A 25,512-nucleotide genomic window follows, 5' to 3' on the forward strand; every position below is an offset into this window, starting at 1 on the left:
TGTCCTGATAAGAAAAAGCCCGGTGGCGCTACGCTTACCGGGCCTACAGTAACGTTGTAGGGCGGGTCAGCGCAGCGCCACCCGCCATTTTATTAATGGTGTGAAGACGTCTTCACGCCGCCTTCCGGCACCGGCACGTACGGGGTTTCTTTGTCCGTACGGCCATCGGCATTACGCACTTTCATCCAGGTTTTAATGCCGTAGAAGATAATGCTGTACACCACCACCAGGAACAGAATGCTCAGACCCGCGTTGGTGTAGTTGTTCACCACGATATGGTTCATGTTGGCAATCTGCTGCGCAGTCAGATCCGCGCCGCCTGCGGCAATCTTCTCTTTGTACTGGTTAGCCATGAAGAAGAAGCCTTCCAGCTGCGGGTTGGTGCTGAACAGTTTCAGACCCAGCGCCCAGGTAGTGCAGAGCAGCAGCCACAGCGCAGGCACCACGGTTACCCAGATGTATTTGGTGCGTTTCATCTTCACCAGGACAACGGTGCCCAGCACCAGGGCCACAGCCGCCAGCATCTGGTTAGAGATGCCGAACAGCGGCCACAGGCTCTTCACGCCGCCCAGCGGGTCTACAACGCCCTGATACAGCAGGTAACCCCACAGGCCTACGCAGCCCGCAGTACCCAGAACACCTGCTACCAGAGAGTCGGTTTTCTTCAGGAACGGCACGAAGTTACCCAGCAGATCCTGCAACATGAAGCGGCCTGCACGCGTACCGGCATCCAGCGCGGTGAGGATGAACAGCGCTTCAAACAGAATACCGAAGTGGTACCAGAAGCCCATGTCCGCCCACGGCAGCACTTTGTGGAACACGTGTGCGATACCCACCGCCAGCGTCGGTGCGCCACCTGCGCGGTTCAGCACGGATGGTTCGCCGATGTCTTTCGCGGTCTGCATAATCTGCTCAGGCGAAATCACGAAGCCCCAGGAGCTGACGGTCGCCGCCGCGTGTGCGCTGGCGTCTTTCAGCTGCGCCATGATCAGCGCGGTATTTTCGCCGCCCATCTCATGCAGGTTTGGCATGGTGATGCCGAGACCCGCTGGTGGGGTGTTCATCGCGAAGTACAGGCCAGGCTCGATAATCGACGCCGCAACCAGCGCCATGATCGCCACGAAGGATTCCATCAGCATTGCGCCGTAACCGATGAAGCGTGCGTCGGTTTCGTTGGCCATCAGCTTCGGCGTGGTGCCGGAGGCGATCAGTGCGTGGAAGCCAGACACGGCACCGCAGGCAATGGTGATAAACAGGAACGGGAACAGGGCGCCTTTCCACAGCGGACCGGTACCGTCAATGTACTGCGTCACCGCCGGCATTTTCAGCTCCGGGTTGATGATCACAATCCCGATTGCCAGCCCGACGATCACGCCGATTTTCAGGAAGGTCGCCAGGTAGTCACGCGGAGCCAGAATCAGCCACACCGGCAGCAGCGCTGAGATGAACGCGTAACCGATCAGCGCGAAGGTGATGGTGGTGTCTTTAAAGGTCAGCGCCGGGCCCCAGTACGGGTCGTGCGCAATCACACCGCCGAAGTAGATGGAGGCGACCAGCAGCACGATACCGATGACCGACACCTCGCCAACGCGGCCAGGGCGCAGGAAGCGCATGTAGATGCCCATGAACAGCGCAATCGGCACGGTAGAGCAGACGGTGAAGACGCCCCACGGACTTTCGGCCAGCGCTTTCACCACGATCAGGGCCAGCACTGCCAGGATGATGATCATGATCAGGAAGCAGCCGAAGAGGGCGATCGTGCCCGGCACGCGGCCCATCTCCTCTTTGATCATCTCGCCCAGCGACGAACCATTACGGCGCGAGGAGATAAACAGCACCATAAAGTCCTGCACCGCTCCCGCCAGCACTACGCCCGCGAGCAGCCAGAGCGTACCCGGCAGGTAGCCCATCTGCGCAGCCAGCACCGGACCGACCAGCGGACCCGCGCCTGCAATGGCGGCGAAGTGGTGACCAAACAGCACGTAACGGTTGGTTGGCACATAGTTCAGGCCGTCATTGTTAATGACCGCCGGGGTGGCGCGCGTCGGGTCGAGCTTCATGACCTTCTGCGCGATGTACAAGCTGTAGTAGCGATAAGCCACAAGATAGACGGAAACCGACGCGACCACGATCCACAGGGCGCTGACGTGCTCGCCCCGGCGTAATGCGACAACCGCCAGACAGAAAGCGCCGATGATCCCGAGGATGGCCCAGGGCACGTGCTTAAGTAGTTTTTTAGTATCCATAGTAAGACCTGGTTTTTTATGTAAAGAAAAAAGGGTCAGGGTTCGTTGTGAGGAGGTATTGATTAATGCTGGAGCGATCGTGCCAGATCCTCGCGCGTGTAAAGCACGGTAAATGGGTGAGTGGTTGAAAGCGATGCGTGAGCGGTCAAAAGCGAGGGTGAGTGGTTAAGGCTCACCCCCGGCGGGAGAAAATATGTGATTGAGATCACTGAGAATAATCTAGCCCTGCGGGGTTTCGTCGTTCGCATCAGGGCATTGCGTGCAGCGGCAGGGCTGATATGCGGGCAGCAGCTGATAGCGTCCTTTGCCGTCGTGTTCGATAATTGGGGAAAGGGCCTGTAGATCGCGGTACACCGTACGTTCGGTAATGCCAAATTTTTGCATCAGATCGCGGCGATTAACGCTTCCGTTGCGGTGCAGGGCAATAATGATGTCAACCAGACGTTCAGCCGAGCGGCTTCGGGGTGAAGGGGCCATAAGACTTTCCAGCGTTAAGGGGGCGGCTGACGACGTCGTCAGCCGCCCCGAAAAATTTATCTTATGGATAGTTAACGGCGCACCTTTGCGGAAACCTTAGCGTTTTTTTGTGCAACGGGATCAAACCGCGGCTTCCATCTCCATTATCACCGGGTGGAAACGGCGTTTGAAGTAGATCAGGCCGTGCCCCTCGCTGCTGAGGATGATGTTCTTAATCTCCACCAGGTAGACCAGATGGGTACCGATGGTTTGCACCTGGGTTATCTCGCCTTCCAGGCTTGCCAGGGCGCCTTTCAGCACCGGCTGCCCCAGCGGTCCTTTCTGCCAGCAGGAGAGAGCAAAGCGCTTCTCCATGGCCATGCCGGTCATCCCGGCAAAGTGGCGGGCCATGATCTCCTGCTCGTGGTTCAGCACGTTGACGCACAGTTTACCGTTGCCCTGGAAGACCGGGTTCATGGCGCTGTTGGCGTTGATGCAGACCATGACCGAGGGCGGGGTATCCGTGACCGAACAGACGGCGGTGGCGGTAATGCCGCAGCGGCCCGCATCGCCCTCGGTGGTGACCACATTCACCGCCGCCGACAGGCTGGCCATCGCGTCGCGAAAACGCAGGCGTTCTTCAGATTGCATTGAAACCTCCCGCTGCGTTATTTCAGCAGCTTATCCAGCATGTTGATATCAGTGTTGTTGTGCAGGTGCGGTACAGTCCAGCCGTGCTGGTCGTACTCGGACATGCAGCGGTCAACCATCGCCATCATCTTGTCCATGTTGCCGGAGCTTTGCGCCTGACGCAGGCATTGCAGGCGGATCTCATCCTGGCTACCGGAGTAGTTGATTTCGTACAGCTCGTGACGTCCGCCAAACTCGCTACCGATGGCATCCCACATCAGTTTCAGAATCTTGATGCGTTCGACGTGATCCATCCCGTTGGAGCCGCGCACATACTTCGCCAGATACTGGTCGATCTGCGGGTTGTTCAGGTCCCGCGCGCTGGACGGCAGGTAGATCAGCCCGGAGGTCACGTTGCGTTCGATAATGTTCTTGATTTTCGCGTAGGCCATTGGCGCCATCACGCGGTAGGTCTGTAACGCCGCGTGGTCAGGCAGGTACGCGCCGTTTACCCAAGGCGTGGCTTCGGAGCACATGGAGTCGCTCAGCGCCCAGAACATGTTGCGCCACGCCACCACTTCGCCGAGATCCGCCTGCACGCCGCGGAACTCGAGGGTGCCGGTACACTCCAGTGACTTCTTCAGCAGAGCGGTGATGAAGTCGAGCTTCACTGCCAGACGCACGCAGGCCTGAAGCGGGTACATGCGGGCGAAGCCACCTTCCATCGTCCAGCGACGGCAGCGGTCGAAATCGCGGTAGATCAGCACGTTTTCCCACGGGATCAGCACATGATCCATCACCAGAATGGCGTCGTTCTCGTCAAAGCGGCTGGAGAGCGGGTAATCGTACGGGGAGCCGGTCGCCCCTGCCACCATCTCGTAAGAGGCGCGGGAGATCAGTTTCACCCCTTCGGCATCCATCGGCGCGACGAACATTAGCGCGAAGTCCGGGTTTTCGCCCATCACCTGCGCAGAGCCAAAACCAATCATGTTGTAGTGGGTCAGCGCAGAGTTGGTGGCCACCACTTTCGCGCCGCTGACGATGATCCCGGCATCGGTCTCTTTCTCCAGCTTGATGTAAACGTCTTTCACCTCGTCCGCCGGTTTATGGCGGTCGATAGGCGGGTTGACGATGGCGTGGTTAAAGTACAGGCCGGTTTCCTGAATACGGGTGTACCAGTTGCGGGCGTTCTGCTCGAACTGACCGTAGAAGGCAGGGTTAGCCCCCAGCGCGCAGCCGAACGCGGCTTTGTAGTCTGGTGTGCGGCCCATCCAGCCGTAGCTCAGGCGCGACCACTCGGCGATGGCGTCGCGCTGCTGGCGCAGATCGTCGGCGCTTTTCGCCACGCGGAAGAATTTATGGGTGTAGCCGCCGCTGCCGGTGTCGGTGCCCCAGCAGAGGGTATCCTGCATGTCTGGCTTGTGCAGGGCATCGTACATCTGGGCGATGGACGCCGCCGCATTGCGAAATGCCGGGTGGGTAGTGACGTCCTTAACGCGCTCGCCGTAGATATAAATCTCACGGCCATCTTGCAGGCTTTTTAAATACTCTTCACCGGTTAACGGACGTTTGGCATCAGCGCGGAAATCTTCAGGCTTCATAGGGACCTCGTATCGGAAGATGGTTGTTAAATTTATGTTTTGTTTTTGTTGTTTAATTGAAGCGTGAGAGGGGCGGAACGTGAAGGGACGATTGGGACAACGGCAGGTACTTTTCGGGTGGGATGTTGTTTTGTGATCTGTGCGGCTTTTCGGCGGGTGGCGCTGCGCTTACCCGCCCTACGAACCGTGATGCGTTCAGGAAACCGGTACTTTCTGCGCCCGGTATGCGCTGGGTGAGCACCCCGTCAGTCGGTTGAAAAAACGGGCGAAATAGGCCGGATCTTTAAACCCCAGTTGCCAGGCAATTTCGCTCACTGTGCTGTCGGAAAACAGCAGCAAGCGCCTGGCTTCCCGCAGCTGGCGGTCGAAGATCAGCCGTTTCGGCGAGCGGTTGGCAAAGCGGCGGCAGATATCGGTCAGGCGGGATTCGGTAAGATGCAGTTCGCTGGCGTATTCCGGCACCGTCCAGTGCTCGTGGTAATGCGCATCTGTCAGCTGGTTAAAGCGCTGAAACAGCTTCAGCTCGCCGCGCATGCCGCCTGAAGCGTGGTCGTCGAGCTTCGCGTTGCGCAGCAGCAGGGTAAATACGGCCTGCGCCAGCAGGACCAGCGTATGCTCACGGCCCGGCAGCTGTTCCGTGGATTCCCGGGCAATGAGCTGCCAGTAATGCTTCAGCGCCGCCAGCTCGTCAGGCCTGTCGGCAAGCGACAGGCAGATCCCCGGCAGGCCGAACGCCTCCCGCGTGCCGGGGTAGAGCACTTCTAACAACGGCCAGATAAGATCCTCGCGCACCGTCAGCACGTGGCCGTCGCTGTCGGATTCAGTGATAAACGCGTGCGGCACCGACGGCGGCGTCAGAACGAACAGCGGTGCCTGCACCGAGTAGCGGTGGTCGTCGAGCTGCAGCTCAATCTGCCCGGTGTCGAGAAAATGCATCTGAAAATACTGGTCGTGGCGGTGCGCCTGCATGTCGCGGCCAAAAAAGGCCGCCATGCGGGCGAACGACTGGTAGTGCACATCGTCGGTGCCCAGACTTTCGTCGTACTCCTTGCTGATATCAATGTTGGCGATAGGGCTCTGGCACATGATCGTTCCTCTTTTGAACCCGCTGCGTCATCGGAATGCGCGTCAGCACCAGCGCGCCCACTACCAGCAGACCCGCCACGAACCACAGCCCCGAGCTGAAGCTGCCGGTCGCGTCGCGCAGAATACCAATCAGCAATGGGCTGACGGCAGACCCGACGTTGCCGATGGCGTTGATCACCGCCAGCGCCACCGCGCGGGATTGCAGGCTAATCACCTGGTCCGGCGTGGTCCAGAATATCGCCATGGCGGTAAACGATCCGGTTGAGGCCATGATGATGCCAAGCAGCTGGATCAGGCTGTGATCGGTCGCCGAGGCCAGCATCCATCCCGCCGCCGCAAACAGATACGGCAGGATGGTGTGCTTTTTTCGCTCTTTCAGCCTGTCGGAGCGGCGGCTCCACCAGATCATTCCGAGGATGGTGCAAAACTGCGGGATCGCCGCCAGCAGGCCAATCACGATATTGCTGCTGCCGGTGTTGAAGCTTTGCAGGATCTGCGGCGTCCAGATGTTGATCGCGCTCAGCGTATTCGTCAGGCAGAAGTAGGCCAGCGTGTAGAGCAGTACGGCGGGCGTCAGCACCTCGCGCAGCGTCGATCGCGGCGTGGCGGCATGCGCAATGGCCAGCTCCTGCTCGCGGGCGATCATCGTTTTGAGTGCCTGCTTTTCGTCATCATCCAGCCAGGTGGCCTGATCCGGGGTGTCGTTAAGGTAGAACCAGGTCACCACGCCTAGCACCACCGACGGCAGCCCCTCCAGCAGGAACAGCCACTGCCAGCCCTTCAGGTTCCACAGCCCGTCCATCGCCAGAATGTACCCGGAGAGGATCGAGCCGAGCATCATGGTCACCGGCATGGCGATCATAAACAACGCGTTGGCGCGGGCGCGGTGATAGGCCGGGAACCACCAGGTGAGATAGACCAGGATCCCCGGCAGGAAACCGGCTTCGGCAATGCCCACCAGCATGCGCAGGACGTAGAGCGTTTCGGGGCTGGTGGCGAACATGGTGCAGGTAGAGGCGATGCCCCACACCACCATGATCCCGGCGATCCAGCGCCGCGCGCCGATTTTCGCCAGCATGATGTTGCTGGGGATCCCGCACAGCACGTAGGTGACGTAAAACAGGGTCGCGGCCAGGCCAAACATGGTCGACGTGAGGCCCAGATCTTTGCCCATCGTTAGCCCGGCAAAGCCGATGTTGATGCGATCGAGAAACGAAAAGACAAACAGGATAAAGAGAAACACGATCAAACGACGGAACAGCTTGTTGATAACGCGATGTTCTATAGCTTTCTTATCTTGCAGGGTAGAGGTCGTCATGCTGCGCTCCAGATCTTACGTTTAGTAGACGGATTTATTGTTATTAACTGACGTAACTGGTTGTTCGATAAAACGTGCCGCCAGCGCTTCCGCGCCGCGGGCGAGCAGGGTGGTGTCGACGCCGACGGCGACAAACAGCGCGCCGAGTGCAAGGTAACGTTTCGCCAGCTGCTCGTTCGCCATCAGGATGCCGGGCGCTTTACCGGCGGCGCGTATCTGCGCGATCGCCTGCTCAATGGCGGCCTGCACCTCCGGGTGCTGCGGATTACCGGCAAAGCCCATGTCGGCACTCAGATCCGCCGGGCCGATAAACACGCCGTCGACGCCGTCCACGTCCAGGATCTGCGGCAGGTTTTTCAGCGCTCTTAGGGTTTCGATTTGCACCAGCACGCACATGGCGTCGTTAGCCTGATGCAGATAGTCCGGGATACGGTTCCAGCGCGACGCCCGCGCCAGCGCGCTGCCGACGCCGCGAATGCCCGCGGGCGGATAGCGGGTGGCGCTGACCGCCAGCCGCGCTTCGTCGGCGTTTTGCACCATCGGCACCAGCAGGGTTTGCACCCCCACGTCCAGCAGCTGCTTGATCTGCACCGGATCGTTCCACGACGGGCGCACCACCGGCTGGCTGGGATAAGGGGCGATGGCCTGTAGCTGAGTCAGAACGGTCTGTACGCTGTTCGGCGCGTGCTCCCCGTCGATCAGAAGCCAGTCAAAACCGGCCCCGGCCAATAGCTCAGCGCTGTAGCTGCTGGTTAGCCCCAGCCATAACCCGATTTGTGGTCGGCCCGCTTTCAGCGCCGCTTTGAATGCGTTTTGCATGATCATCTCCTTACACAAAGCGGCAGCTGATGGAGCCCATGTTGCCGTAGTCGACGTGGAAGGTGTCGCCTCTGCTGGCGGCAACCGGGCGGGTAAACGAGCCGCCGAGGATGATCTGGCCTGGCTCAAGCTGCACGTCATGTGGCGCGAGTTTGTTCGCCAGCCACGCCACGCCGTTCGCCGGATGATTAAGGACGCCTGCGGCCACGCCGGTCTCTTCGATCACGCCGTTGCGGTAGAGCAGGGCGGAGATCCAGCGCAGATCCAGCTCGTCGGGTTTAATCGGGCGGCCGCCGAGGATCACGCCCGCGTTGGCGGCGTTATCGGAGATAGTGTCGAATACCTTGCGCGGGCGCTGGGTTTCCGGGTCAACGTTGTGGCAGCGGGCGTCGATCAGCTCCAGGGCAGGGATGACGTAATCCGTGGCGTTGTAAACGTCGAAGATCGTGCAGTTCGGGCCGCGCAGCGGTTTTGCCAGCACAAAGGCCAGCTCCACTTCGATGCGCGGGACGATAAAGCGATCCACGGGAATGTCGCTGCCGTCGTGGAAGAACATATCGTCCAGCAGCGCGCCGTAGTCTGGCTCGCTGATCTGCGAGCTGGCCTGCATCGCTTTGGAGGTGAGGCCGATCTTGTGGCCTTTCAGCACGCGGCCTTCGGCAATTTTCAGGCTCACCCATTCGCGCTGGACGGCGTAGGCGTCTTCAATGGTGATCTCCGGATACTCAAGCGAGATCGCGCGGATCTGCTCCCGGGATTGTTCCGCCTGATGCAGGCGGTGGGCGATCAGGGTATGGGTGTGTTTGTCGAGCATGGCGTATCCTTTGTGCGGCTGTTGCCGGGTGGCGCTTCGCTTACCCGGCCTACGTTCGAGCCGTTGTAGGCCCGGTAAGCGAAGCGCCACCGGGCGAAAAAGATGTCTACTTAAACAACGCGTGCACGTTGTTTTGTTTGTAGTTCAGCGTCGGATCGAGTTCTTCCATGGCGAAAGAGAGCGCCAGATAACGGCCCGCCATTAGCTCTGCAAAATGCGTTTTGATCAGCGCAAACAGCATTTCACCGACCTCTTCCCGGCTCTCCAGACTGCGCCCGGCGCCGATTTTGAGCGTCATATGCACAAAGGCGTAATCGTGCTTGCCGTCGGCCATCTGCCAGGTGTCCAGCCAGTGGGCGCGGCTGCGGATACCGCCGAGCGGGAAAATACCCGTGGCGGCGAGCGCCTCGTTCACTTTGGCAAACAGCCCCGGCAGGCCGGCCTGCTCGCGGATGTTGTCGGTACATTCAGCAATAAAGTGCGGCATGGTGGCTCCTTACGCGGGCAGCGGGAAAACGGCGTTGACCTGGCCAGTGCCGGAGCTGGCGAACAGCTCGGTGAGAAACTCCACCTTACCGTCGTAGTTGTCCCAGCCGAGCATCCCCAGCAGCATCACCGTGTCGTGCATGTTGCCCTCGCCGTAGCAGTAGTCGGCGTACTCCGGCAGCATGCTGCAAAACTCTTTGAACTGCCCCTCGCGCCACAGCTTCACTACCCGCTCATCCATCTGGCGGTCAAACTCGCGGGTGTAGCTGTTCATCCCTTCCTCCGCGCGCTGGTCGTCGATAAAGCGGTGCGACAGCGAGCCGCTGGCGAGCACCGCCACGGTGCCGTCGTATTTTTCGATGGCGCTGACGATGGCCTCGCCCAGCCTGCGGCTGTCGGCGAAGTCGTGAACCGTACAGAACGCCGAGATGGAGACCACTTTGAAGTGCTTATCCGCGTTCATGTAGCGCATCGGCACCAGCGTGCCGTACTCCAGCTTCAGGCTTGGGATGTTGTGCGCCTTGGCGCGCACGCCAAGCTTCACCGCTTCGTCGGCGATCAGCTGGCCGAGTTCCGGGTTGCCGTCGTAGTCGTAGGTCATGTCGCGAATAAAATGCGGCAGCTCGTTGCTGGTGTAGACGCCTGAAAAATGGTCCGCACAGTTGATGTGATACGCGCTGTTCACCAGCCAGTGGGTGTCGAAGACGATAATGGTATCGACGCCCAGCTCGCGGCAGCGCTTGCTGATCTCTTTATGCCCGTCGATGGCTGACTGGCGGCAGCCGTGGTTTTTGCCCGGCAGTTCAGAGAGATACATTGACGGCACGTGGGTGATTTTTGCCGCTAACGCTAATTTTCCCATGATCAGATCCCCCATTTTGGAATCGGATGGTCGCCCATGGAGATACAGACGTTTTTCATCTCCGCGAAGACCTCAAAGCTGTACTCGCCGCCCTCACGCCCGGTGCCTGAGGCCTTCACGCCGCCAAACGGCTGGCGCAGGTCGCGCACGTTCTGGGTGTTGACGAACACCATGCCCGCTTCGATGTTGCGCGCCAGACGCAGCACTTTGCTGACGTCCTGCGTCCAGATGTACGACGCCAGGCCATACTCCACGTCGTTTGCCAGGCGCAGGCCTTCCGCTTCATCCTTAAACGGCAGCAGGCAGGCCACCGGCCCGAAGATCTCCTCCTGCGCCACGCGCATGCGGTTATCGACATCGGCCAGCACGGTCGGGCGCAGGAAATTGCCGCCTTTCAGGTGCGCAGGCAGATCGGTCGGTTTGTCCGGGCCGCCCGCCAGCAGGGTTGCCCCCTCTTCAATGCCGAGGCGGATGTAGCCGGAGACCTTCTCCCAGTGCTGCTTGCTGATCAGCGCGCCAATCTGGGTGTTCGGATCGGTCGGGTCGCCCACGCGCAGGCGGCTGGCGCGCTCGGCAAAGCGTTTGACGAACTCCGGGTAGATGCTCTGCTGGATGAAGATGCGCGAGCCGGCGGTGCAGCGTTCGCCGTTGATGGAGAAGATGGTGAACAGGGCGGCGTCCAGCGCGCGCTCAATGTCCGCGTCTTCAAAAATCAGCACCGGAGATTTGCCGCCCAGCTCCATGGAATACTTCTTCAGCCCGGCGTTTTTCATGATGTTACGCCCGGTGGCGGTGCCGCCGGTGAAGGAGACGGCGCGCACGTCATGATGACGCACCAGCGCGTCGCCCGCCGTGGCGCCATAGCCCTGCACTACGTTCAGCACGCCCGCCGGAATGCCCGCCTCCAGCGCCAGCTCGCCCAGACGGTCGGCGGTAAGCGGGGAGAGCTCGGACATCTTTAGCACCGCGGTGTTACCCAGCGCCAGGCACGGCGCGACCTTCCAGGTGGCGGTCATAAACGGCACGTTCCACGGCGACACCAGCGCACAAACGCCTACCGGTTGCACGAGGGTGTAGTTGAGCATCTTGTCATCGACCGGGTAGGTTTTGCCGTTCATCTGCTGGCACACCTCGGCGAAGAACTCAAAGTTGTGCGAGGCGCGTGGAATGAGCACGTTTTTGGTCTGGTGGATCGGCAGGCCGGTGTCGGCGGTCTCCATCGCGGCAATGTCCGGCACGTTCTGGTCAATCAGATCCCCCAGGCGACGCATCAGGCGCGCACGCTCCTTCATCGGCAGGTTGGCCCATTTCGGGAACGCCTCTTTGGCGGCGGCAACGGCCTGATGGATTTCGGCTTCGCCGCCAGAGGCCACTTCTGCCAGCACCTCGCCGGAGGCCGGGTTAGTGGTTTGGAAGTACTCACTTCCGGCGACGTTTTTCCCGTTGATCCAGTGGTTAATCTTTTTCATTTTGCAGTCTCCTCACTGACAATTCGGTTTACCAGACGGCCTACGCCTTCCACTTCCACTACCACCTCATCGCCCGGTACCACGTCGGACAGCCCCTTCGGCGTGCCGGTGGCAATCATGTCGCCCGGTTGCAGGGTCATGAAATCGCTCAGATACGCAATCAGGAATGGGATGCTGAAAATGAGATCGGCGGTGGTGCCTTCCTGACGCAGTTCACCGTTGACGTAGGTGCGAAGACGAAGGTTGTGCGGGTCAGGGATGGCTTCTTTTGGCACTACGTTCGGGCTGATGGGGGTCAGCCCGTCGCGGCTTTTCACCCGCAGGTTCGGGCGATAGTAGTTTTCGAGATAATCGCGGATGGCGTAGTCGTTGCACACCGTGTAGCCCGCAACATAGTCCATCGCCTCGGCTTCGCTGACCTTACGCGTGGTTTTACCGATGACCACCACCAGCTCGGCTTCGTAATGCATGTATTCAATGTTGTTTGGGCGCACCGAGGTCTGGTTGTCGCCGTTAAAGGTGTTCGGCGCTTTGATAAACACCAGCGGCTCGGTGGGCGGTTTGAAGTCCAGCTCGCTGGCGTGATCGGCGTAGTTCAGGCCGAGGGCGAACAGCGTGGCGTGCGGCGGCGTGCGCGAAGCGATGGCAACGTCGCGTTCCTCCACCACCGGGTTTTCCAGCGGCGGAAATCCCTCTGCCAGAATGCGTACCCGATCGCCCGGGCGAATTTCGACGCGGCTTTGCGGGGTACCGAGCAATATCGCATCGCCGGGGTTCAGGGTGGCAAATTCGCTCAAGGCGCTCAGCAGTTTGGCGGCGTTGCGGTGCAGATCGGCCGTGTTCCAGTGGTCCGCTTCGCGACCGTTGATCTCGGTGATGATGGTCAGGTTGTCCACGTTATCAACGGCGACAGGTTCGCCGAGCGGGCAAAATCCATCCCGGCATTTGGCTTTAATAGCCGGGCGGTAGAAGCTCTCTTCCGGCAGGCTGATTTCGTTGGCCAGCGCGTAGCCGGCGATGTACGCCGCCGCCTCTTCAACGCGGATTTTGCTAGCGGTTTTGCCCACCACCAGCGCCACCGTTGCGCCGCTTAACACGGTTTCTCCCTGCGGGAAGGGAATCGGCTCGCCTGCGCGAATAACGGTGTTATGTGGCTTGATAAACCACACCGCCGTTTTTGGCGGCGCGTTATAGGGGGCTTTTTCAAACGCCTCAGCCCAGGCCGCACGCTGGCTTTGGTGGTTTAGCGCTACGGCAAAAACAGTACCTTTCATTCCCATACTCCTCAAACCGACTGTCCAGTTTTGATTTCATTAATATGTTAATGATCTGGTTTTATGCTTTTGCTGTTCGTTTCGCAATCAGAAGTGAATAATTTGTGATATGAATAACAATAAATTTACACCAATGGGTTAATTATCATTAAAATCAATGCATTAAAAAAATGACGTTGTTTCTGTTAGACTTTTTGGGTTACAACGTGTTGTCTATAAAAGCATCTGTTTTAAATTGTTTACTTGTTAATGATGTAAGGGGAAGGTGATGCATGACTCATTAACCATCGCGCTGTTGCAGGCGCGTGAAGCGGCGATGGGCTACTTCCGCCCGATAGTGAAACGGCATAATCTGACCGAACAGCAGTGGCGTATCGTCCGCGTGCTGGCCGAGCATCCCTCCATGGATTTTCACGATCTGGCGTTCCGCACCTGCATTTTGCGCCCAAGCCTGACCGGCATTCTGACGCGGATGGAGCGCGACGGTCTGGTGCTGCGCTTAAAGCCGGTGAATGACCAGCGCAAGCTGTACGTATCGCTGACGAAAGAAGGCAACGCGCTGTACCAGCGTGCTCAGGCTCAGGTGGAAGAGGCGTACCAGCAGATTGAGGCGGAATATACCCCGGAGAAGATGAAGCAGCTCACGGCGCTGCTGGAAGAGTTTATTGAACTCGGAAACCGACATATTGCCGCGCGGGACGAAGAGTAAAAACCCTAAAATCCAGGATGATTTTCGTAAAGTTTTCCCTTTCCAGGCCGAAAATTCTGTATCTGTCTGAGGAAAGAGAAAACATGTTAAATCGTATCAAGATTGTCACCAGCTTACTGCTGGTTTTAGCGATATTTGGCCTTTTACAACTCACATCCGGTGGTCTTTTCTTCAATGCCCTGAAGCATGACAAAGAGAATTTCACCATTCTGCAAACCATTCGCCAGCAACAATCCACCCTGAACGGTAGCTGGGTGGCGCTGCTGCAAACCCGTAACACCCTGAACCGTGCGGGTATCCGCTATATGATGGATCAGAACAATATCGGCAGCGGCTCAACCGTCGCCGAGCTGATGCAGATTGCCTCTGCGTCTCTGAAACAGGCGGAAAAAAACTGGGCGGATTACGAAGCACTTCCGCGTGACCCGCGTCAGAGCGACGCTGCGGCACTGGAAATCAAACGTAATTACGATATCTACCACGGCGCGCTGGCCGAGCTGATCCAGCTGCTGGGGGCGGGCAAGATCAACGAGTTCTTCGACCAGCCGACCCAGAGCTATCAGGATGGCTTTGAGAAGCAGTACGTCAGCTATCTGCAACAAAACGACGCGCTCTATCAGACCGCGGTTGAAGACAGCAACAGCTCTTACCGCCAGGCTATCTGGGTGCTGATTAGCGTGCTGGCTGCGGTGCTGGTGGTGATTGTTGCCGTCTGGCTGGGTATTCGTCAGGCACTGATTTCGCCGCTGAACCGTCTGATTGACAGCATTCGTCATATCGCCAGCGGCGACCTGGTGAAGCGCATCGACGTGGAAGGCTCCAACGAGATGGGTGAACTGGCTGACTCCCTGCGCCATATGCAGGGCGAGCTGGTGCGTACCGTGGGTGACGTGCGTAACGGCGCAAACGCCATTTACAGCGGTGCGAGCGAAATCTCGATGGGCAATAACGATCTCTCATCCCGTACCGAGCAGCAGGCTGCCTCTCTGGAAGAGACCGCCGCCAGTATGGAACAGCTGACCGCCACCGTGAAGCAGAACGCCGAGAATGCCCGTCAGGCGAGCAACCTGGCCCTGAGCGCATCCGAAACCGCGCAGAAAGGCGGGAAAGTGGTGGATAACGTGGTGCAGACCATGCGCGACATCGCCGGCAGTTCGCAGAAAATCGCCGATATTATCAGCGTGATCGACGGGATTGCTTTCCAGACCAATATTCTGGCGCTGAACGCGGCGGTAGAAGCGGCACGTGCGGGCGAGCAGGGCCGCGGCTTTGCGGTGGTTGCAGGTGAAGTACGAAACCTGGCGCAGCGCAGCGCCCAGGCGGCTCGCGAGATCAAGAGCCTGATTGAAGACTCCGTGGGGCGCGTGGAATTGGGTTCAACGCTGGTAGAAAGCGCCGGTGAAACCATGGGTGAGATCGTGAATGCGGTAACGCGCGTGACGGACATCATGGGCGAAATCGCGTCTGCGTCTGATGAGCAGAGCCGCGGTATCGACCAGGTGGGGCTGGCGGTGGCGGAGATGGATCGCGTGACCCAGCAGAACGCCTCGCTGGTGGAAGAGTCTGCGGCGGCCGCGGCGGCACTGGAAGAGCAGGCGAGCCGTCTGACGCAGGCCGTTGCGGTGTTCCGTATTCAGCAGGAACAGATGAAGGCGCGCGAGTTCGCCTCCGCGAAAAGCGTTGTCGCACCGGTAGTGGCGCGTAAACCGGCGACCGCAGATGCGGGCGATAACTGGGAAACGTTCTGACGTTGTGCGTTTCGCCGGGTGGCGGCTACGCCTTACCCGGCCTACGGGATGTGCGTTTCGCCGGGTGGCGGCTACGCCTTACCCGGCCTACGGGATGTGCGTTTTGCCGGGTGGCGGCTACGCCTTACCCGGCCTACGGGATGTGCGTTTTGCCGGGTGGCGGCTGCGCCTTACCCGGCCTACGGGATGTGCGTTTCGCCGGGTGGCGGCTACGCCTTACCCGGCCTACGGGATGTGCGTTTTGCCGGGTGGAGGCTGCGCCTTACCCAGCCTACGTATTGTGCAATTTGCCGGGTGGCTTCGCTTTACCCGGCCTGCGGAATTGGGTTTTGTAGGCCCGGTAAGCGCAGCGCCACCGGGCGATTTTACAGAGACAGGCGCATGGCGCAGCGGGAACCATACGCTAAACCGTGCGCCGTCTCTTCTTCACGTTTCTGGCGCATTTCCGGCGTCAGCGTCGTCATCATTTCAAACCCTAATCGCCTGTAGTAGGGCGCGTTCCACGGGACATCACGAAACGTCGTTAACGTCAGCGAGGTTAGCCCCAGCGTGCGGGCATGCTCTGCGACACGGTTAATCAACCGGCGTCCGAGACCTCGTCCCTGCCAGTCCAGATGAACGGAAAGTTCCACAATAAACAGCGAAGATGGCTCGGCTTCGGCGAGAATAAAGCCCACGGGCCTGTCATCAGCCAGCGCCAGCCAGCTTAATCCGCGTCCGGCGTAACCGAGGTGATCTTCAACGGAAATAACCTCGCTGTCTGCCAGCCAGGCCAGCTCAGGAACGTCGCGAAATCGCTGCCCCGCCGCGCGTTCAATGGCGGGCAGGGCAGCGACGTCGTCGATGCGCGTCGGGCGAAGGGTGAACGCCGTCATCAGCCAGCGCTGCTCACAATTTTAATCTCCACCATGCCGATCCCCAGCTTGCGCGGAGCGTGACCGAGAATATTCCCTTCGTTAGTGGACTGCGGCTCGGGCGGCACAATGACCAGCGTATTGCTGCGCGTGGGGTTAACGAAATGCAGCGTGCTGGTGGTGACATCATTGCTCAGCGTCAGCATCTGTTCTTTATCGCCGACGCGCACCGGCACAGGACGGTTTGCGTTGGGACCAAATGCCCTGGCGGTGATCACCAGATCGAATTTCTCCGGCAGCGGATGGGTATACTCAATTTTCACCTCATCACCTAACTGCGCGTTAGACCAGCGCCCCCACGATTCGGGACGTGAAATACCGCTGAACTGCTTCACCTCTTCAGGCGCGCCGGCAACGTTAAAAATAAAGCTGTCAGCTTTATAACGAATGTCGTTGTCGACGATTTTCAGCAGGTCTACGTTGCGCTGATAGCGTGCGGTATCAATAACCGTATCTTTAAACGCGGTTTTCCCCTGCCACTGCGGTTTATCAACGTGTTGCACGGTCTGCTCGCCACCGAGTTGCCCCTGTGAGACGCACCAGTCGGTGGACAGTGACAGCTCTTGTGACCAGAGCTGGCCCATTTTGTAGCATTTATCGACCCAGACGAAATTATCTCGCGGGGCGAATTCCGCCAGCTGGAAGCGCAGTGGCGCGGAGTATTCGCTTTCCGGCAGCGGCTCGACGCGGTTATCCGACACGCGCAGCAGCAGAGGCAGGCGGAAATGGCTGCCGGAGAACGCGATCATTTTTTTATCCTGATCGATGGTGAAGTCGTTTATCTCTTTCGGGAAGTTCCACAGGCGAATGATATCCGGCTTCCAGGCGAGGATTTTTTCCTTCATATTGAGGAAGATTTCCGACAGGGACTGGCCCGACAACGTACTGCGGCCCAGGCCAATGAAGTTATCGCCACCCAGAATATCCAGCACGGTAGCGCCGTTATCCATCGAGTTACGTTTAGCGGCAATGATCTCCTGCTGCGGTTTATCGCCGCGCAGCACAAAGAACAGGTTGCTGCGATCCAACTTATTCAGCTCATCCCAGGCGCTGTTTTTCATCGCCAGATGGTCAGATGAAACGACGATGACCGTATTTTTGAAATACGGCGACGCTTTGATTTTCTCGATTAACGCCGCGATATGTTCCTGGCTACAGGTCACAGCGCTGAACGACTTGTTGTTTTTACCGTCAATGTCGTAGCCCTGACGTTTACAGGTGCGTGAGACGAAACCATCCGGATGATGCGTGTCGACGGTCAACGCAAACAGCGAGAAGCGTTTACCGGCGCGGGAAAGCTCCTCGAATTTCTTCCAGGTTTCATCCAGAACGGTATCGTCGTAAAAGCCCCAGTCGTTGCGGTAGGCCGGATCGGCGACCGTGGTTTTCAGCTCTTCGGAACCATATAAGTGATCGAAACCGTGGGATCTCAGGAACACATCTTTCCCGGCAAAGCGCAGGTTAGCGCCCTGCATAAAGTAGTTTTCATAGCCCGAGTTTTTCAGGATATCGCCGAGGCAAATGTTCTGCGGGAAGAAGCTCGACATCGAGGCGGAGGCGTTGCCTTCAAACGGGGCGAACAGGGGAATGCCGCACTGGGAAGCCACCATCCCGGCGATGGTGTAATCCGTGCCAGGGAGCTGCATGGTGTGGCTGAAGTCGAGGCCCTGGTTTTTCAGCGCGCCAAGCTCTGGCGTCAGGTTCGGGAAAGCATCGTTATCAAACCAGGTGCGTTCCAGACTTTCGCCGTAGATATAGACCAGGTTGAGTCTGGGATTGTCGATCTTCTTCGAGGGTTCTTTGTAATAGGCCGCAAAGTCCGGGTCGCCATCGCGCGACTGGGATTTTACCAGCTCGGTAATTTGATGGAATGCGGGGCTGGCATCCACGGAGGCCAGCGCCAGGCACAGCGCCAGCAGGCTGTAGCCATGATGATGCGGACGGTGACGGCGACGGCGCAGAACCCAGGCCAGCGCGGCGAAGATGCCCACCAGGGCGACCACCAGCCCCAGACCCGGAAGGATGTACTTACCCACACCTGCGCCGGTCAGACTGTTGGTCAATGTGTAGAGCACCGCGTCGTTAATACCGTCGCCGGTAAAGTAATCGCTGGCATATAACGTAATGTTTAAAACAATAAAAATACCGAGCACCACCAGGGTGGCCACAAACCACCAGGTGTGACGACCGGCTTTCCAGGCATAAACGCCGATGGAAGCCAGGAAAAGGACAAGGGACATTAACTCTGACAACAGCAGATCCTCATCATGCCGGACGCTTAGCCGGCTAATTGCTTATTTTTTGGGTAATACAATGTAATTGCGATGTCGCTTAGCTGCAATTTTAGTGTCACGAAAGTGTGCTGTTGTTAGGATTTGGTTTATAAAATCGGATTTTTGAATACAGTCGCATCGTGGCATACGGAGGCTGAGGTGGTGTCAGGGGGTAAAAAAACGCACTTCACGCCGCGGTATAAGACTAATGTAATAAACGCGGCGTGTTTTGGCAGAAAAAGGGGGACGATCAGGAGAGGAAATTAACGCCTTGTTTCAGCACCAGATCGCAGGCTTTCGTTTTCACCTGTTTCGCCAGAGATGAATTTCCAAGGGTGCTGAGGTTCAGCTGCTGACCATTTTGCGCGTTCAGCAGGCCCTGAATACCGTCCATATAGTTGGTGTCCGCTTTCTGCTCCTGGGTGTCCAGACCCAGTTTACCCAACACCTGGTTTTTGATGTTTTCGGTATCGGTGACGGAAGCCAGTTTCTGCTTCGCGCAGTATTCCAGAATACCCGCGGCGTTGTTCATCGTTCCGGCACTCAGGCTTTGGGAGCTGTTGCCCAGCAGGCCGGTGAGGGACGAGGCTGACAGCCCGCCCTGGGACGTGCCGCTCTCTTTGGTTAACTCACTTGCTGCGCTGGAGAGCGACTCCTGCCATGATGCGGCCTGCGCTGCGCCAGTCACCAGCAGGGCGCCAGTAAGGATGCTGATAAGAAATTGTTTTTTCATAATGATTTACTCAACAAGGTCCGTTTTGGGCCAGAAGTGGGTTCAGTATATACCTCTGCTCTTCCGGCGCTCCCTGGAAATATCTTAATACTCTTTGCCGGTGACGCGGCTGCGGTAGCTGTCCCAGTCGAAGATGACGTACAGGCTGTTACCCAGCTTCATGCGATCCATCACCCGCTCGCCAAGAAGTCGGGTCATCTCGTCGATATTGTGGTTCGTCAACATACCGGTTGGGCGTTTTGACGACGAACGGCGATCGACAATCTGGTTGATGATCACTTTTTCGTAGCGGGACTCCGTCTGGACACCGATCTCGTCGATGACCAGCAAATCCACGTTACTTAAATCATTCAGCAACTGTTCTTCGCTGGTTTCGCGATTACTGAAGGTGTCTTTCATGGCGGACATAATATCGGCCACGGTGATAATCAGCACTGACTTCCCGCGCAGCAGCAGCTCGTTGCAGATAGCGGCGGCGAGGTGATTTTTCCCGGTGCCGGGTTTTCCGCTAAAGATGAAGCTGGCGATGTTGCCGTCAAATTCATCCACGTACTGGCGTGCCTGGTTAAGGGCGTTCATCTGCCCCTGAGACTCGACCTTATAATTCTCGAAGGAGCAGTTCTGGTGCAGAGGGCGAATGCCCGAGCGGTTAAAGGTGCGCTGCATTTTCATCGCGCGGTTTTCGCGGGCGAGGGCAGCCGCGCGAATTTTACCCTGCTCTTTTTGCCATGCCAGCAGCTCTTCACCGGTGGTGAAGGCGGGCTTCACGTTGGCAGGCATCATCTTCTGCAAACGTTTCATCAGGTCGCCGACGTTTTTCATTTCGCACCTCGGAATCCATCAGGGATTTTTTTGTCCGGTTCTGAAAAAGCATTGATATCACGTTTTGGCTGGCCGTTGTTGCTGGCGCGGTTGATTTGCAGACTGCGCGCGAATTTTTGCTGCCACTGAACATGGTGGAAGACTTTTCCTTCAGCTTGCCAGTATGCGGTAAAGGCTGCCAGCTCTTCCGGTGTTGCGGGCTGCGAGAGGGCTATTCCCCATAAGGCCGCCTGCCGCTGAAAATCGGCGTCCGGCTGCCAACCGGCGTACATGGGAAATTTCCCCATTGGAACGGCCACCGGGGCGCTGGCGGGTTCGTCAAAAAACTGATTATCCAGCATGACATCGCTCGCCGGGCGCGACAGCTTCGCTTCAATTTCCAGAAGCTGCGCCAGACGTTCCGGCGTGACCGCATAAAACGCCGGGGCGTTGTCGGCAAATACCGCGAGCGTGCCGCCTTCGGCGTGCGTCAACACACCGCGAGGATCGCGCATAAAGGCATCAATGCCAGCAATGCTGGTGGTCAGAATTCTGGAGGACATAACACTTTCTCAACTGATTACTACGGGCGTGATTGAGGGTTATGGTAGCACAGAGAGAGGGGAGGAAAGGAGAGGAGAGGATTTCCCCGGTGGCGTTACGCTTACCGGGGCTAAAATCACAGGGGCTGGTTACGCGATGATGTTCAGCGTCACGTCGATATTGCCGCGCGTCGCGTTAGAGTACGGACAGACGATGTGCGCCGCATCCACCAGTTTTTTGGCTTCCGCTGCGTCCATCCCTTCAACGTGGATGTTCAGCTTCGCTTCGATACCAAAACCGGTTGGCAGCGGGCCGATCCCTACTTCGCCTTCAATAAAGGCGTCTTTTGGCAGAGCGAATTTATCGCGTGCCGCAACGAACTTCATTGCGCCCAGGAAGCAGGCGGAGTAGCCCGCAGCGAACAGCTGTTCAGGGTTGGTTACTTCACCCCCCATGCCGCCCATCTCTTTTGGCACACCCAGTTTGACATCCAGAACGCCATCGGAAGACGTGGCGCGGCCATCACGGCCTCCGGTTGCTTTGGCTTTGGCAGTGTAGACAACTTTTTCTAAAGACATGGCAGGTTCCTCATCTTACGTTTATATTCGCTATTAAATAGCGCGCGATGTTTTAAGTTAAAATTAGACGCGTAAAGTACAGCCTTACGCGCGATGCAGCTGTTGGCGCAAACTTTCGAGCTGTTGCTTGAGCGCCAGCATGGTGTCGGTATCACACTGCGCTGCACAGCCCACGGCGTGGGGTATCGTCACGGCCTGTTGTTGCAGCGCCCGACCCGCGTCGCTCAGGGTGACGGCGACCTGACGCTCATCCTGACGGGAACGCTGGCGGAGGATCAATCCTGCGCTTTCCAGGCGTTTCAGCAGGGGAGTCAGCGTGGCGGAATCCAGGAACAGCCGCTCGCCAATGTCTGACACCGTAATATCATCCTGTTCCCAGAGCACCAGCATCACCAGGTATTGCGGGTAGGTCAGGTTAAGCGGCGCCAGCAGTTGCCGGTACAGCTTGTTAAGCGCCAGATTTGCCGAATAGAGGGCAAAACAGAGCTGGTTATCCAGCAGAAGCGCGTTGGTGGTGTCGTTCGTTTTTGCGTCCATGAAATGAATATAGATAGTGCACGATACAATTGCAAGCGATTTTATTATACGCGTGGACGTTTGCGGTAAAGCCATAAGCCGGGGATCGACAGGCCGATGGAGAGCGCACCCACGATCGACGAGGCTTTAAGGAAGTTGCTCAGGAGCAGGATCATCTGGGGTTCGCTGTAGCCAAAATGGCTGATTTTGACGGCGGAGATCATCGCCGTATAGGCTGAAATGCCCGGGAACATAGGAATTACTGCCGCCACGGTGAATACCTTCGGGTGCGCCAGATACCAGCGGGACCACTGAATACCGATGCTGCCAACCAGCATGGAGGCGATAAACGTCGACCATTCAATATTAAAGCCCGCTGTCATCATGATCATACGAGAGCCGTGGCCAATGGCACCCAGCAGCGCACACCAGGGTAATGCACGCTGTGGGACGTTAAACACCATCGCAAAACCAACGGCGGGAAGGGCAGACAAGAGCATGTCCTGTGCCAGTGCGAGCATAAAATCCATCACGCCCATCCGCGTAACCCCCAGAGTGTCATGGCCATTACCACCCCGATACAGGTCGCCAGCGTCAGCAGGCTGGCTATCGCCCAGCGTGCCAGACCGGTGTTGATATGGCCTTTGAACATATCAGCGACGGCATTAATTAAGGGAAAACCTGGCACCAGCAGCAATACGCTGGCGGCCATCGCAACAGTAGGCGTGCTGGCGAAGTAGGGCTGGCGCAAAAGCAGGCCGGATACGGTTGTCGCCACAAATGCCGTGATGCAGAAGTTAATTTGCGGATGTAGCTGTCTGTGCGTCAACAGCTGGCGGACATACATTGCGATGCTGCTGGCAAAGAAGGTCACGATAGCGCCGTCCCAGCCGCCCGCGTTGAGCTTGCAGAAGCAGGCGCAGGACAGTCCCACCATCAGCACAACCAGCCAGCGCGGATACCGGAGGGGTTTGATTTGATTGAAACGTTTTTCTATCTCCCGGAGATCGAGCAGCTTGTGTTCAGCAAGGATCACGATGTGCTGCACTTCCGTCACGACGTGCATGTTAATGCCGCGGTCATGATTTTTACGGGTGGAGGTCAGGCACTGTCCGTCTTTAATGGTGGTCAGCACAATGGCATTTGACGAGATGGAACTCTCAACGCTGTCCATCCCCAGCGCCAGCCCAAGGCGTGTGGAGAGTTCTTCGACGAGGGCGCTTTCTGCGCCGTGCTGTAAGAGAAAAAGCCCGCACTGAATACATAGCCGCGTGGTGGCACGTTGCGTAGACCGATCTGCCTGCATGAAACGCCCTGAAGAGAAGAGAGATTGCTTACTTTTAACACAAAGTGCAGGGCCCTTTGCGCTGGGCCAGATCAACATTTGTGCGATCAGTGGCGCGATGGGGGCGGAGGAAAGACAGCATTGTTATTTATTTAATGAATGTGAAATTAGGATTTATAAAAACAATATATTAAGTATTTCTAATTTCATATTTTCGATCTTTTCACGCAATTTGAATTAAATTTAAATGGTCTTTATGCGATATTAGGCCTGTATTGGGCGTTTCTTAACCCATGTGATATTTGTTCTATTTTGCGAGTATTAACCCGTTTGTACTTCGGAATGCAAACGTGTTTAACCTTGCAGGGTTAGTTCGTTCTTAAATAAAGAATTCATGACAGGGAGGGTCTATGTTGCCATTGAATGGTAAACACGGAGTGGTGATCAGCAGAGTACCGGTTATGCAAAATGGGTTAGGTGGCGTCATGTCGCGTCATTTTCCCGATTTTGAGATAACGTACTGCCGTTCGATGCAGGAGTTGACGTTATTACAATTGCGTCGCGCTGGGGTCGTTATTGCCGATATTTCGGGTGAGTATCGTAATCCACGCGGCACGCTTGAGCAATATTATGGGTTAATGAATCAGTACCGGGATATTCACTGGATATTCCTCGTTTCGCGCCCCCTTTATCCACTTGCAGTAGAGCTTCTTATGCGTCCGGAAAGCACGCTGCTTTCGGATATGGAACCCATTGAAGGCGTAATTAACGCTATTCGCGCGGGGAGTGAACGTGCCGAGCGAATAAGCCAGACGTTATTGATACCGGAAAATCCTGATATTGAAGAGGAGAGTGAGCAAATGATTGCGCTTACCCACTCTGAACGCAAGGTGTTGCGTTTGTTAGGTAAAGGTTGGGGAATCAACCAAATAGCCACGCTACTTAATAAAAGTAATAAAACGATCAGTGCACAGAAAAACAGTGCAATGCGTCGCTTATCACTTCGCAGTAATGCCGATATGTACGCGTGGATAAGCAGTACCCAAGGAATGCGAGAACTCAGTTTAATGTCGGCTTATGGAGAGTTTGAGGAATGGAAAAGACCACTGCAACAAAACATATCGCCGTCATCGAAAGCTGCTCAATGAGCGCTATGGGTCTGAAGCATCTTTTTGCGATGCCCGCCCTGAGCCATTACCAGGTGCACCTGTTTGCCAGATTTGACAGCTTCAAAGCGGCGCTCTCGGAAATCTCATTCTTTGCCGTAATTTATTCATTGTCCGATGAGCGTGAGGAGCGGCGAAACTGTCTAGCCTGTTTGCGGGATCTCACCTTTACCCACAGCGACGTCAAGCGTATCGTGCTGGCCTCTGATGAAATGGAGGCGAGACTGGTCAGCCATCTTTCGCCTTCTCGCTTACATGGAATTATCAGTAAATCGGTTCCGCTGAAGCAGTTAATGGAGGGGCTGGAGACGCTACTCAGCGAAACGCATCACGTGAACGACTACGTGTACAATCACTGGTGTGTGAGCCAGCATCGTATGCTAAGCCCAACTGAAAGGGCGATTCTGCGATATATGTCATCGGGTTTTTCGATCCCTGAAATTGCGGCACAGCTTGAACGCAATATCAAAACCATCCGGGCGCATAAGTTTAACGCAATGGTAAAACTGGGCGTCAATTCTGATGTGGGATTACTGGATGCGGCAGATATCCTGGCGCATCTCCCGGTCAGGGAAATACGCCGTTCCGCTCTCACCGTTCCTTCTTTCTCGTAGTGTTAAGTGATGCGCCAGAATTTTTCTGGCGCAACGTTCAAATACAGACATCAACCCATTTTGCTGCGGTCAGTTCCGCCATTCTGTCGGGCGATATACGCACCGCACTGTGGATGGCGCCCGCTGCGGGTAACACTTCAGCGTACTGTTTTAAAGTGATGTCACAGTAAACAGAGAGCGGATTTTCCAGTCCAAAAGGGCAGACGCCGCCAACAGGATGACCCGTCAGGGTTACTACCTCATCGCAGCTGAGCATGCGGGCTTTTGCGCCGAATGTCTCTTTGAGCTTTTTGTTATCCAGACGCGCATCGCCTTTTGCAACCACCAGAATCACATCATTTTTAATTTTCAGTGACAGCGTTTTGGCAATTTGGCCGGGTTCAACATTGTGCGCGGCAGCAGCAAGGGCAACAGTCGCTGTGCTTTGGTTAAGCTCGATGATTTCTATATCCGGAGCGTGTTCGGCGAAAAACTGCTGTACAGACTGCAAACTCATTGATTCCTCCTGACAAATATCTTCCGTAATCTGTCATAAGAATTTAGTCGCTGTAAATATCCCTTAAGTAACAAA

General features: G+C 57.0%; 26 protein-coding genes. 4 read left to right on the forward strand and 22 right to left on the reverse strand.

Features of this window, described 5'->3' with window-relative positions:
- Positions 1-92: 92 nt before the first annotated feature.
- From L2Y28_RS02945 to hpaG, 12 genes are all read right to left on the reverse strand, one after another.
- Positions 93-2,246 (reverse strand): carbon starvation CstA family protein, encoded by a 2,154-nt coding sequence (locus tag L2Y28_RS02945; RefSeq protein ID WP_022646950.1) that lies wholly within the window; start codon positions 2,244-2,246, stop codon positions 93-95.
- Between the two features lie 219 nt (positions 2,247-2,465).
- The gene (locus tag L2Y28_RS02950) at positions 2,466-2,723 is read right to left on the reverse strand and encodes an HTH domain-containing protein (protein WP_022646951.1); all 258 of its coding nucleotides are present in this window, start codon (positions 2,721-2,723) and stop codon (positions 2,466-2,468) included.
- Positions 2,724-2,843: 120 nt separating this feature from the next.
- Entirely contained in the window at positions 2,844-3,353 is a 510-nt protein-coding gene (locus tag L2Y28_RS02955; RefSeq protein WP_022646952.1) for a 4-hydroxyphenylacetate 3-monooxygenase reductase subunit, read from the reverse strand.
- 17 nt (positions 3,354-3,370) lie between these two features.
- Positions 3,371-4,933, reverse strand: a complete 1,563-nt coding sequence (gene hpaB / locus L2Y28_RS02960) for a 4-hydroxyphenylacetate 3-monooxygenase, oxygenase component (RefSeq protein WP_010427196.1) — start codon at positions 4,931-4,933, stop codon at positions 3,371-3,373.
- A 195-nt stretch (positions 4,934-5,128) separates the two neighbouring features.
- On the reverse strand, positions 5,129-6,019 hold the full coding sequence (gene hpaA, locus L2Y28_RS02965; protein ID WP_022646953.1) for a 4-hydroxyphenylacetate catabolism regulatory protein HpaA: 891 nt from the start codon (positions 6,017-6,019) through the stop codon (positions 5,129-5,131).
- Complete coding sequence (gene hpaX, locus L2Y28_RS02970) at positions 5,991-7,337, reverse strand: 4-hydroxyphenylacetate permease (RefSeq protein ID WP_022646954.1); 1,347 nt, start codon at positions 7,335-7,337, stop codon at positions 5,991-5,993. The genes hpaA and hpaX overlap by 29 nt, the downstream gene beginning before the upstream one ends.
- A gap of 21 nt (positions 7,338-7,358) precedes the next feature.
- Positions 7,359-8,156, reverse strand: a complete 798-nt coding sequence (gene hpaI, locus L2Y28_RS02975; protein WP_022646955.1) for a 4-hydroxy-2-oxoheptanedioate aldolase — start codon at positions 8,154-8,156, stop codon at positions 7,359-7,361.
- A gap of 10 nt (positions 8,157-8,166) precedes the next feature.
- Positions 8,167-8,970, reverse strand: a complete 804-nt coding sequence (gene hpaH, locus L2Y28_RS02980) for a 2-oxo-hept-4-ene-1,7-dioate hydratase (RefSeq protein ID WP_022646956.1) — start codon at positions 8,968-8,970, stop codon at positions 8,167-8,169.
- A 106-nt stretch (positions 8,971-9,076) separates the two neighbouring features.
- Positions 9,077-9,457 (reverse strand): 5-carboxymethyl-2-hydroxymuconate Delta-isomerase, encoded by a 381-nt coding sequence (locus tag L2Y28_RS02985; RefSeq protein ID WP_022646957.1) that lies wholly within the window; start codon positions 9,455-9,457, stop codon positions 9,077-9,079.
- A 9-nt stretch (positions 9,458-9,466) separates the two neighbouring features.
- Positions 9,467-10,318 (reverse strand): 3,4-dihydroxyphenylacetate 2,3-dioxygenase, encoded by an 852-nt coding sequence (gene hpaD / locus L2Y28_RS02990; protein ID WP_022646958.1) that lies wholly within the window; start codon positions 10,316-10,318, stop codon positions 9,467-9,469.
- A gap of 2 nt (positions 10,319-10,320) precedes the next feature.
- On the reverse strand, positions 10,321-11,787 hold the full coding sequence (gene hpaE, locus L2Y28_RS02995; RefSeq protein ID WP_022646959.1) for a 5-carboxymethyl-2-hydroxymuconate semialdehyde dehydrogenase: 1,467 nt from the start codon (positions 11,785-11,787) through the stop codon (positions 10,321-10,323).
- The gene (gene hpaG, locus L2Y28_RS03000) at positions 11,784-13,061 is read right to left on the reverse strand and encodes a 4-hydroxyphenylacetate degradation bifunctional isomerase/decarboxylase (protein WP_022646960.1); all 1,278 of its coding nucleotides are present in this window, start codon (positions 13,059-13,061) and stop codon (positions 11,784-11,786) included. The genes hpaE and hpaG overlap by 4 nt, the downstream gene beginning before the upstream one ends.
- A 268-nt stretch (positions 13,062-13,329) precedes the next feature.
- On the opposite strand from hpaG, the gene hpaR reads away from it, so the two are divergent.
- Both hpaR and tsr read left to right on the forward strand, forming a co-directional pair.
- Positions 13,330-13,770, forward strand: a complete 441-nt coding sequence (hpaR, locus tag L2Y28_RS03005; protein ID WP_006810239.1) for a homoprotocatechuate degradation operon regulator HpaR — start codon at positions 13,330-13,332, stop codon at positions 13,768-13,770.
- 83 nt (positions 13,771-13,853) lie between these two features.
- The gene (gene tsr / locus L2Y28_RS03010; protein WP_022646961.1) at positions 13,854-15,518 is read left to right on the forward strand and encodes a methyl-accepting chemotaxis protein; all 1,665 of its coding nucleotides are present in this window, start codon (positions 13,854-13,856) and stop codon (positions 15,516-15,518) included.
- Between the two features lie 365 nt (positions 15,519-15,883).
- On the opposite strand, the gene L2Y28_RS03015 is transcribed toward tsr, so the two are convergent.
- The 9 genes from L2Y28_RS03015 to L2Y28_RS03055 all read right to left on the reverse strand — a co-directional run bounded on the left by L2Y28_RS03015 (position 15,884) and on the right by L2Y28_RS03055 (position 23,182).
- Positions 15,884-16,393 carry a GNAT family N-acetyltransferase gene (locus L2Y28_RS03015; RefSeq protein WP_022646962.1) on the reverse strand — a complete coding sequence of 170 codons (510 nt, stop codon included), beginning with the start codon at positions 16,391-16,393 and terminating at the stop codon, positions 15,884-15,886.
- Entirely contained in the window at positions 16,393-18,684 is a 2,292-nt protein-coding gene (gene opgB / locus L2Y28_RS03020; protein WP_022646963.1) for a phosphatidylglycerol--membrane-oligosaccharide glycerophosphotransferase, read from the reverse strand. Before opgB ends, L2Y28_RS03015 begins: the two co-directional genes overlap by 1 nt.
- A gap of 271 nt (positions 18,685-18,955) precedes the next feature.
- On the reverse strand, positions 18,956-19,438 hold the full coding sequence (locus L2Y28_RS03025) for a DUF2501 domain-containing protein (RefSeq protein ID WP_022646964.1): 483 nt from the start codon (positions 19,436-19,438) through the stop codon (positions 18,956-18,958).
- Between the two features lie 84 nt (positions 19,439-19,522).
- A complete protein-coding gene (gene dnaC / locus L2Y28_RS03030) occupies positions 19,523-20,260 on the reverse strand; it encodes a DNA replication protein DnaC (RefSeq protein ID WP_003856580.1) in 738 nt (245 codons plus the stop codon).
- On the reverse strand, positions 20,257-20,802 hold the full coding sequence (gene dnaT, locus L2Y28_RS03035) for a primosomal protein DnaT (protein ID WP_022646965.1): 546 nt from the start codon (positions 20,800-20,802) through the stop codon (positions 20,257-20,259). The genes dnaC and dnaT overlap by 4 nt, the downstream gene beginning before the upstream one ends.
- 129 nt (positions 20,803-20,931) lie before the next feature.
- A complete protein-coding gene (locus L2Y28_RS03040) occupies positions 20,932-21,360 on the reverse strand; it encodes an organic hydroperoxide resistance protein (protein WP_003856578.1) in 429 nt (142 codons plus the stop codon).
- Positions 21,361-21,444: 84 nt separating this feature from the next.
- Complete coding sequence (locus L2Y28_RS03045; RefSeq protein ID WP_022646966.1) at positions 21,445-21,897, reverse strand: MarR family winged helix-turn-helix transcriptional regulator; 453 nt, start codon at positions 21,895-21,897, stop codon at positions 21,445-21,447.
- Positions 21,898-21,941: 44 nt separating this feature from the next.
- Positions 21,942-22,415: a threonine/serine exporter gene (locus L2Y28_RS03050; RefSeq protein WP_032621429.1), complete on the reverse strand. Its 474-nt coding sequence runs from the start codon at positions 22,413-22,415 to the stop codon at positions 21,942-21,944.
- Complete coding sequence (locus L2Y28_RS03055) at positions 22,406-23,182, reverse strand: threonine/serine exporter ThrE family protein (protein WP_022646968.1); 777 nt, start codon at positions 23,180-23,182, stop codon at positions 22,406-22,408. Before L2Y28_RS03055 ends, L2Y28_RS03050 begins: the two co-directional genes overlap by 10 nt.
- Positions 23,183-23,571: 389 nt before the next feature.
- Here L2Y28_RS03055 and L2Y28_RS03060 point away from each other — a divergent pair, with 389 nt between their 5' ends.
- A complete protein-coding gene (locus tag L2Y28_RS03060; protein WP_022646969.1) occupies positions 23,572-24,309 on the forward strand; it encodes a response regulator transcription factor in 738 nt (245 codons plus the stop codon).
- Complete coding sequence (gene bglJ, locus L2Y28_RS03065) at positions 24,306-24,941, forward strand: DNA-binding transcriptional activator BglJ (RefSeq protein ID WP_032623373.1); 636 nt, start codon at positions 24,306-24,308, stop codon at positions 24,939-24,941. Before L2Y28_RS03060 ends, bglJ begins: the two co-directional genes overlap by 4 nt.
- A gap of 37 nt (positions 24,942-24,978) precedes the next feature.
- Here bglJ and L2Y28_RS03070 read toward each other — a convergent pair whose 3' ends face one another.
- On the reverse strand, positions 24,979-25,437 hold the full coding sequence (locus L2Y28_RS03070) for a YbaK/EbsC family protein (protein ID WP_022646971.1): 459 nt from the start codon (positions 25,435-25,437) through the stop codon (positions 24,979-24,981).
- Positions 25,438-25,512: the final 75 nt, after the last annotated feature.

It is taken from the genome of Enterobacter sp. JH25, from assembly GCF_021725435.1.
Classification (GTDB): Bacteria; Pseudomonadota; Gammaproteobacteria; order Enterobacterales; family Enterobacteriaceae; genus Enterobacter; species Enterobacter intestinihominis.

Bases quoted from the DNA above. Each gene is read 5' to 3' on its own strand.
- dnaT (WP_022646965.1), bottom strand. From the start codon at position 20,802: ATGTCCTCCAGAATTCTGACCACCAGCATTGCTGGCATTGATGCCTTT.
- hpaA (WP_022646953.1), bottom strand. From the start codon at position 6,019: ATGTGCCAGAGCCCTATCGCCAACATTGATATCAGCAAGGAGTACGAC.
- hpaD (WP_022646958.1), bottom strand. From the start codon at position 10,318: ATGGGAAAATTAGCGTTAGCGGCAAAAATCACCCACGTGCCGTCAATG.
- hpaI (WP_022646955.1), bottom strand. From the start codon at position 8,156: ATGCAAAACGCATTCAAAGCGGCGCTGAAAGCGGGCCGACCACAAATC.
- L2Y28_RS03045 (WP_022646966.1), bottom strand. From the start codon at position 21,897: ATGGACGCAAAAACGAACGACACCACCAACGCGCTTCTGCTGGATAAC.
- L2Y28_RS03050 (WP_032621429.1), bottom strand. From the start codon at position 22,415: ATGGGCGTGATGGATTTTATGCTCGCACTGGCACAGGACATGCTCTTG.
- hpaE (WP_022646959.1), bottom strand. From the start codon at position 11,787: ATGAAAAAGATTAACCACTGGATCAACGGGAAAAACGTCGCCGGAAGT.
- tsr (WP_022646961.1), top strand. From the start codon at position 13,854: ATGTTAAATCGTATCAAGATTGTCACCAGCTTACTGCTGGTTTTAGCG.
- hpaX (WP_022646954.1), bottom strand. From the start codon at position 7,337: ATGACGACCTCTACCCTGCAAGATAAGAAAGCTATAGAACATCGCGTT.
- hpaR (WP_006810239.1), top strand. From the start codon at position 13,330: ATGCATGACTCATTAACCATCGCGCTGTTGCAGGCGCGTGAAGCGGCG.
- L2Y28_RS03025 (WP_022646964.1), bottom strand. From the start codon at position 19,438: ATGAAAAAACAATTTCTTATCAGCATCCTTACTGGCGCCCTGCTGGTG.
- hpaB (WP_010427196.1), bottom strand. From the start codon at position 4,933: ATGAAGCCTGAAGATTTCCGCGCTGATGCCAAACGTCCGTTAACCGGT.
- hpaH (WP_022646956.1), bottom strand. From the start codon at position 8,970: ATGCTCGACAAACACACCCATACCCTGATCGCCCACCGCCTGCATCAG.
- L2Y28_RS03015 (WP_022646962.1), bottom strand. From the start codon at position 16,393: ATGACGGCGTTCACCCTTCGCCCGACGCGCATCGACGACGTCGCTGCC.
- L2Y28_RS03060 (WP_022646969.1), top strand. From the start codon at position 23,572: ATGTTGCCATTGAATGGTAAACACGGAGTGGTGATCAGCAGAGTACCG.
- hpaG (WP_022646960.1), bottom strand. From the start codon at position 13,061: ATGAAAGGTACTGTTTTTGCCGTAGCGCTAAACCACCAAAGCCAGCGT.
- L2Y28_RS02945 (WP_022646950.1), bottom strand. From the start codon at position 2,246: ATGGATACTAAAAAACTACTTAAGCACGTGCCCTGGGCCATCCTCGGG.
- L2Y28_RS03040 (WP_003856578.1), bottom strand. From the start codon at position 21,360: ATGTCTTTAGAAAAAGTTGTCTACACTGCCAAAGCCAAAGCAACCGGA.
- L2Y28_RS02985 (WP_022646957.1), bottom strand. From the start codon at position 9,457: ATGCCGCACTTTATTGCTGAATGTACCGACAACATCCGCGAGCAGGCC.
- L2Y28_RS02950 (WP_022646951.1), bottom strand. From the start codon at position 2,723: ATGGCCCCTTCACCCCGAAGCCGCTCGGCTGAACGTCTGGTTGACATC.
- L2Y28_RS03070 (WP_022646971.1), bottom strand. From the start codon at position 25,437: ATGAGTTTGCAGTCTGTACAGCAGTTTTTCGCCGAACACGCTCCGGAT.
- dnaC (WP_003856580.1), bottom strand. From the start codon at position 20,260: ATGAAAAACGTCGGCGACCTGATGAAACGTTTGCAGAAGATGATGCCT.
- bglJ (WP_032623373.1), top strand. From the start codon at position 24,306: ATGAGCGCTATGGGTCTGAAGCATCTTTTTGCGATGCCCGCCCTGAGC.
- L2Y28_RS03055 (WP_022646968.1), bottom strand. From the start codon at position 23,182: ATGCAGGCAGATCGGTCTACGCAACGTGCCACCACGCGGCTATGTATT.
- L2Y28_RS02955 (WP_022646952.1), bottom strand. From the start codon at position 3,353: ATGCAATCTGAAGAACGCCTGCGTTTTCGCGACGCGATGGCCAGCCTG.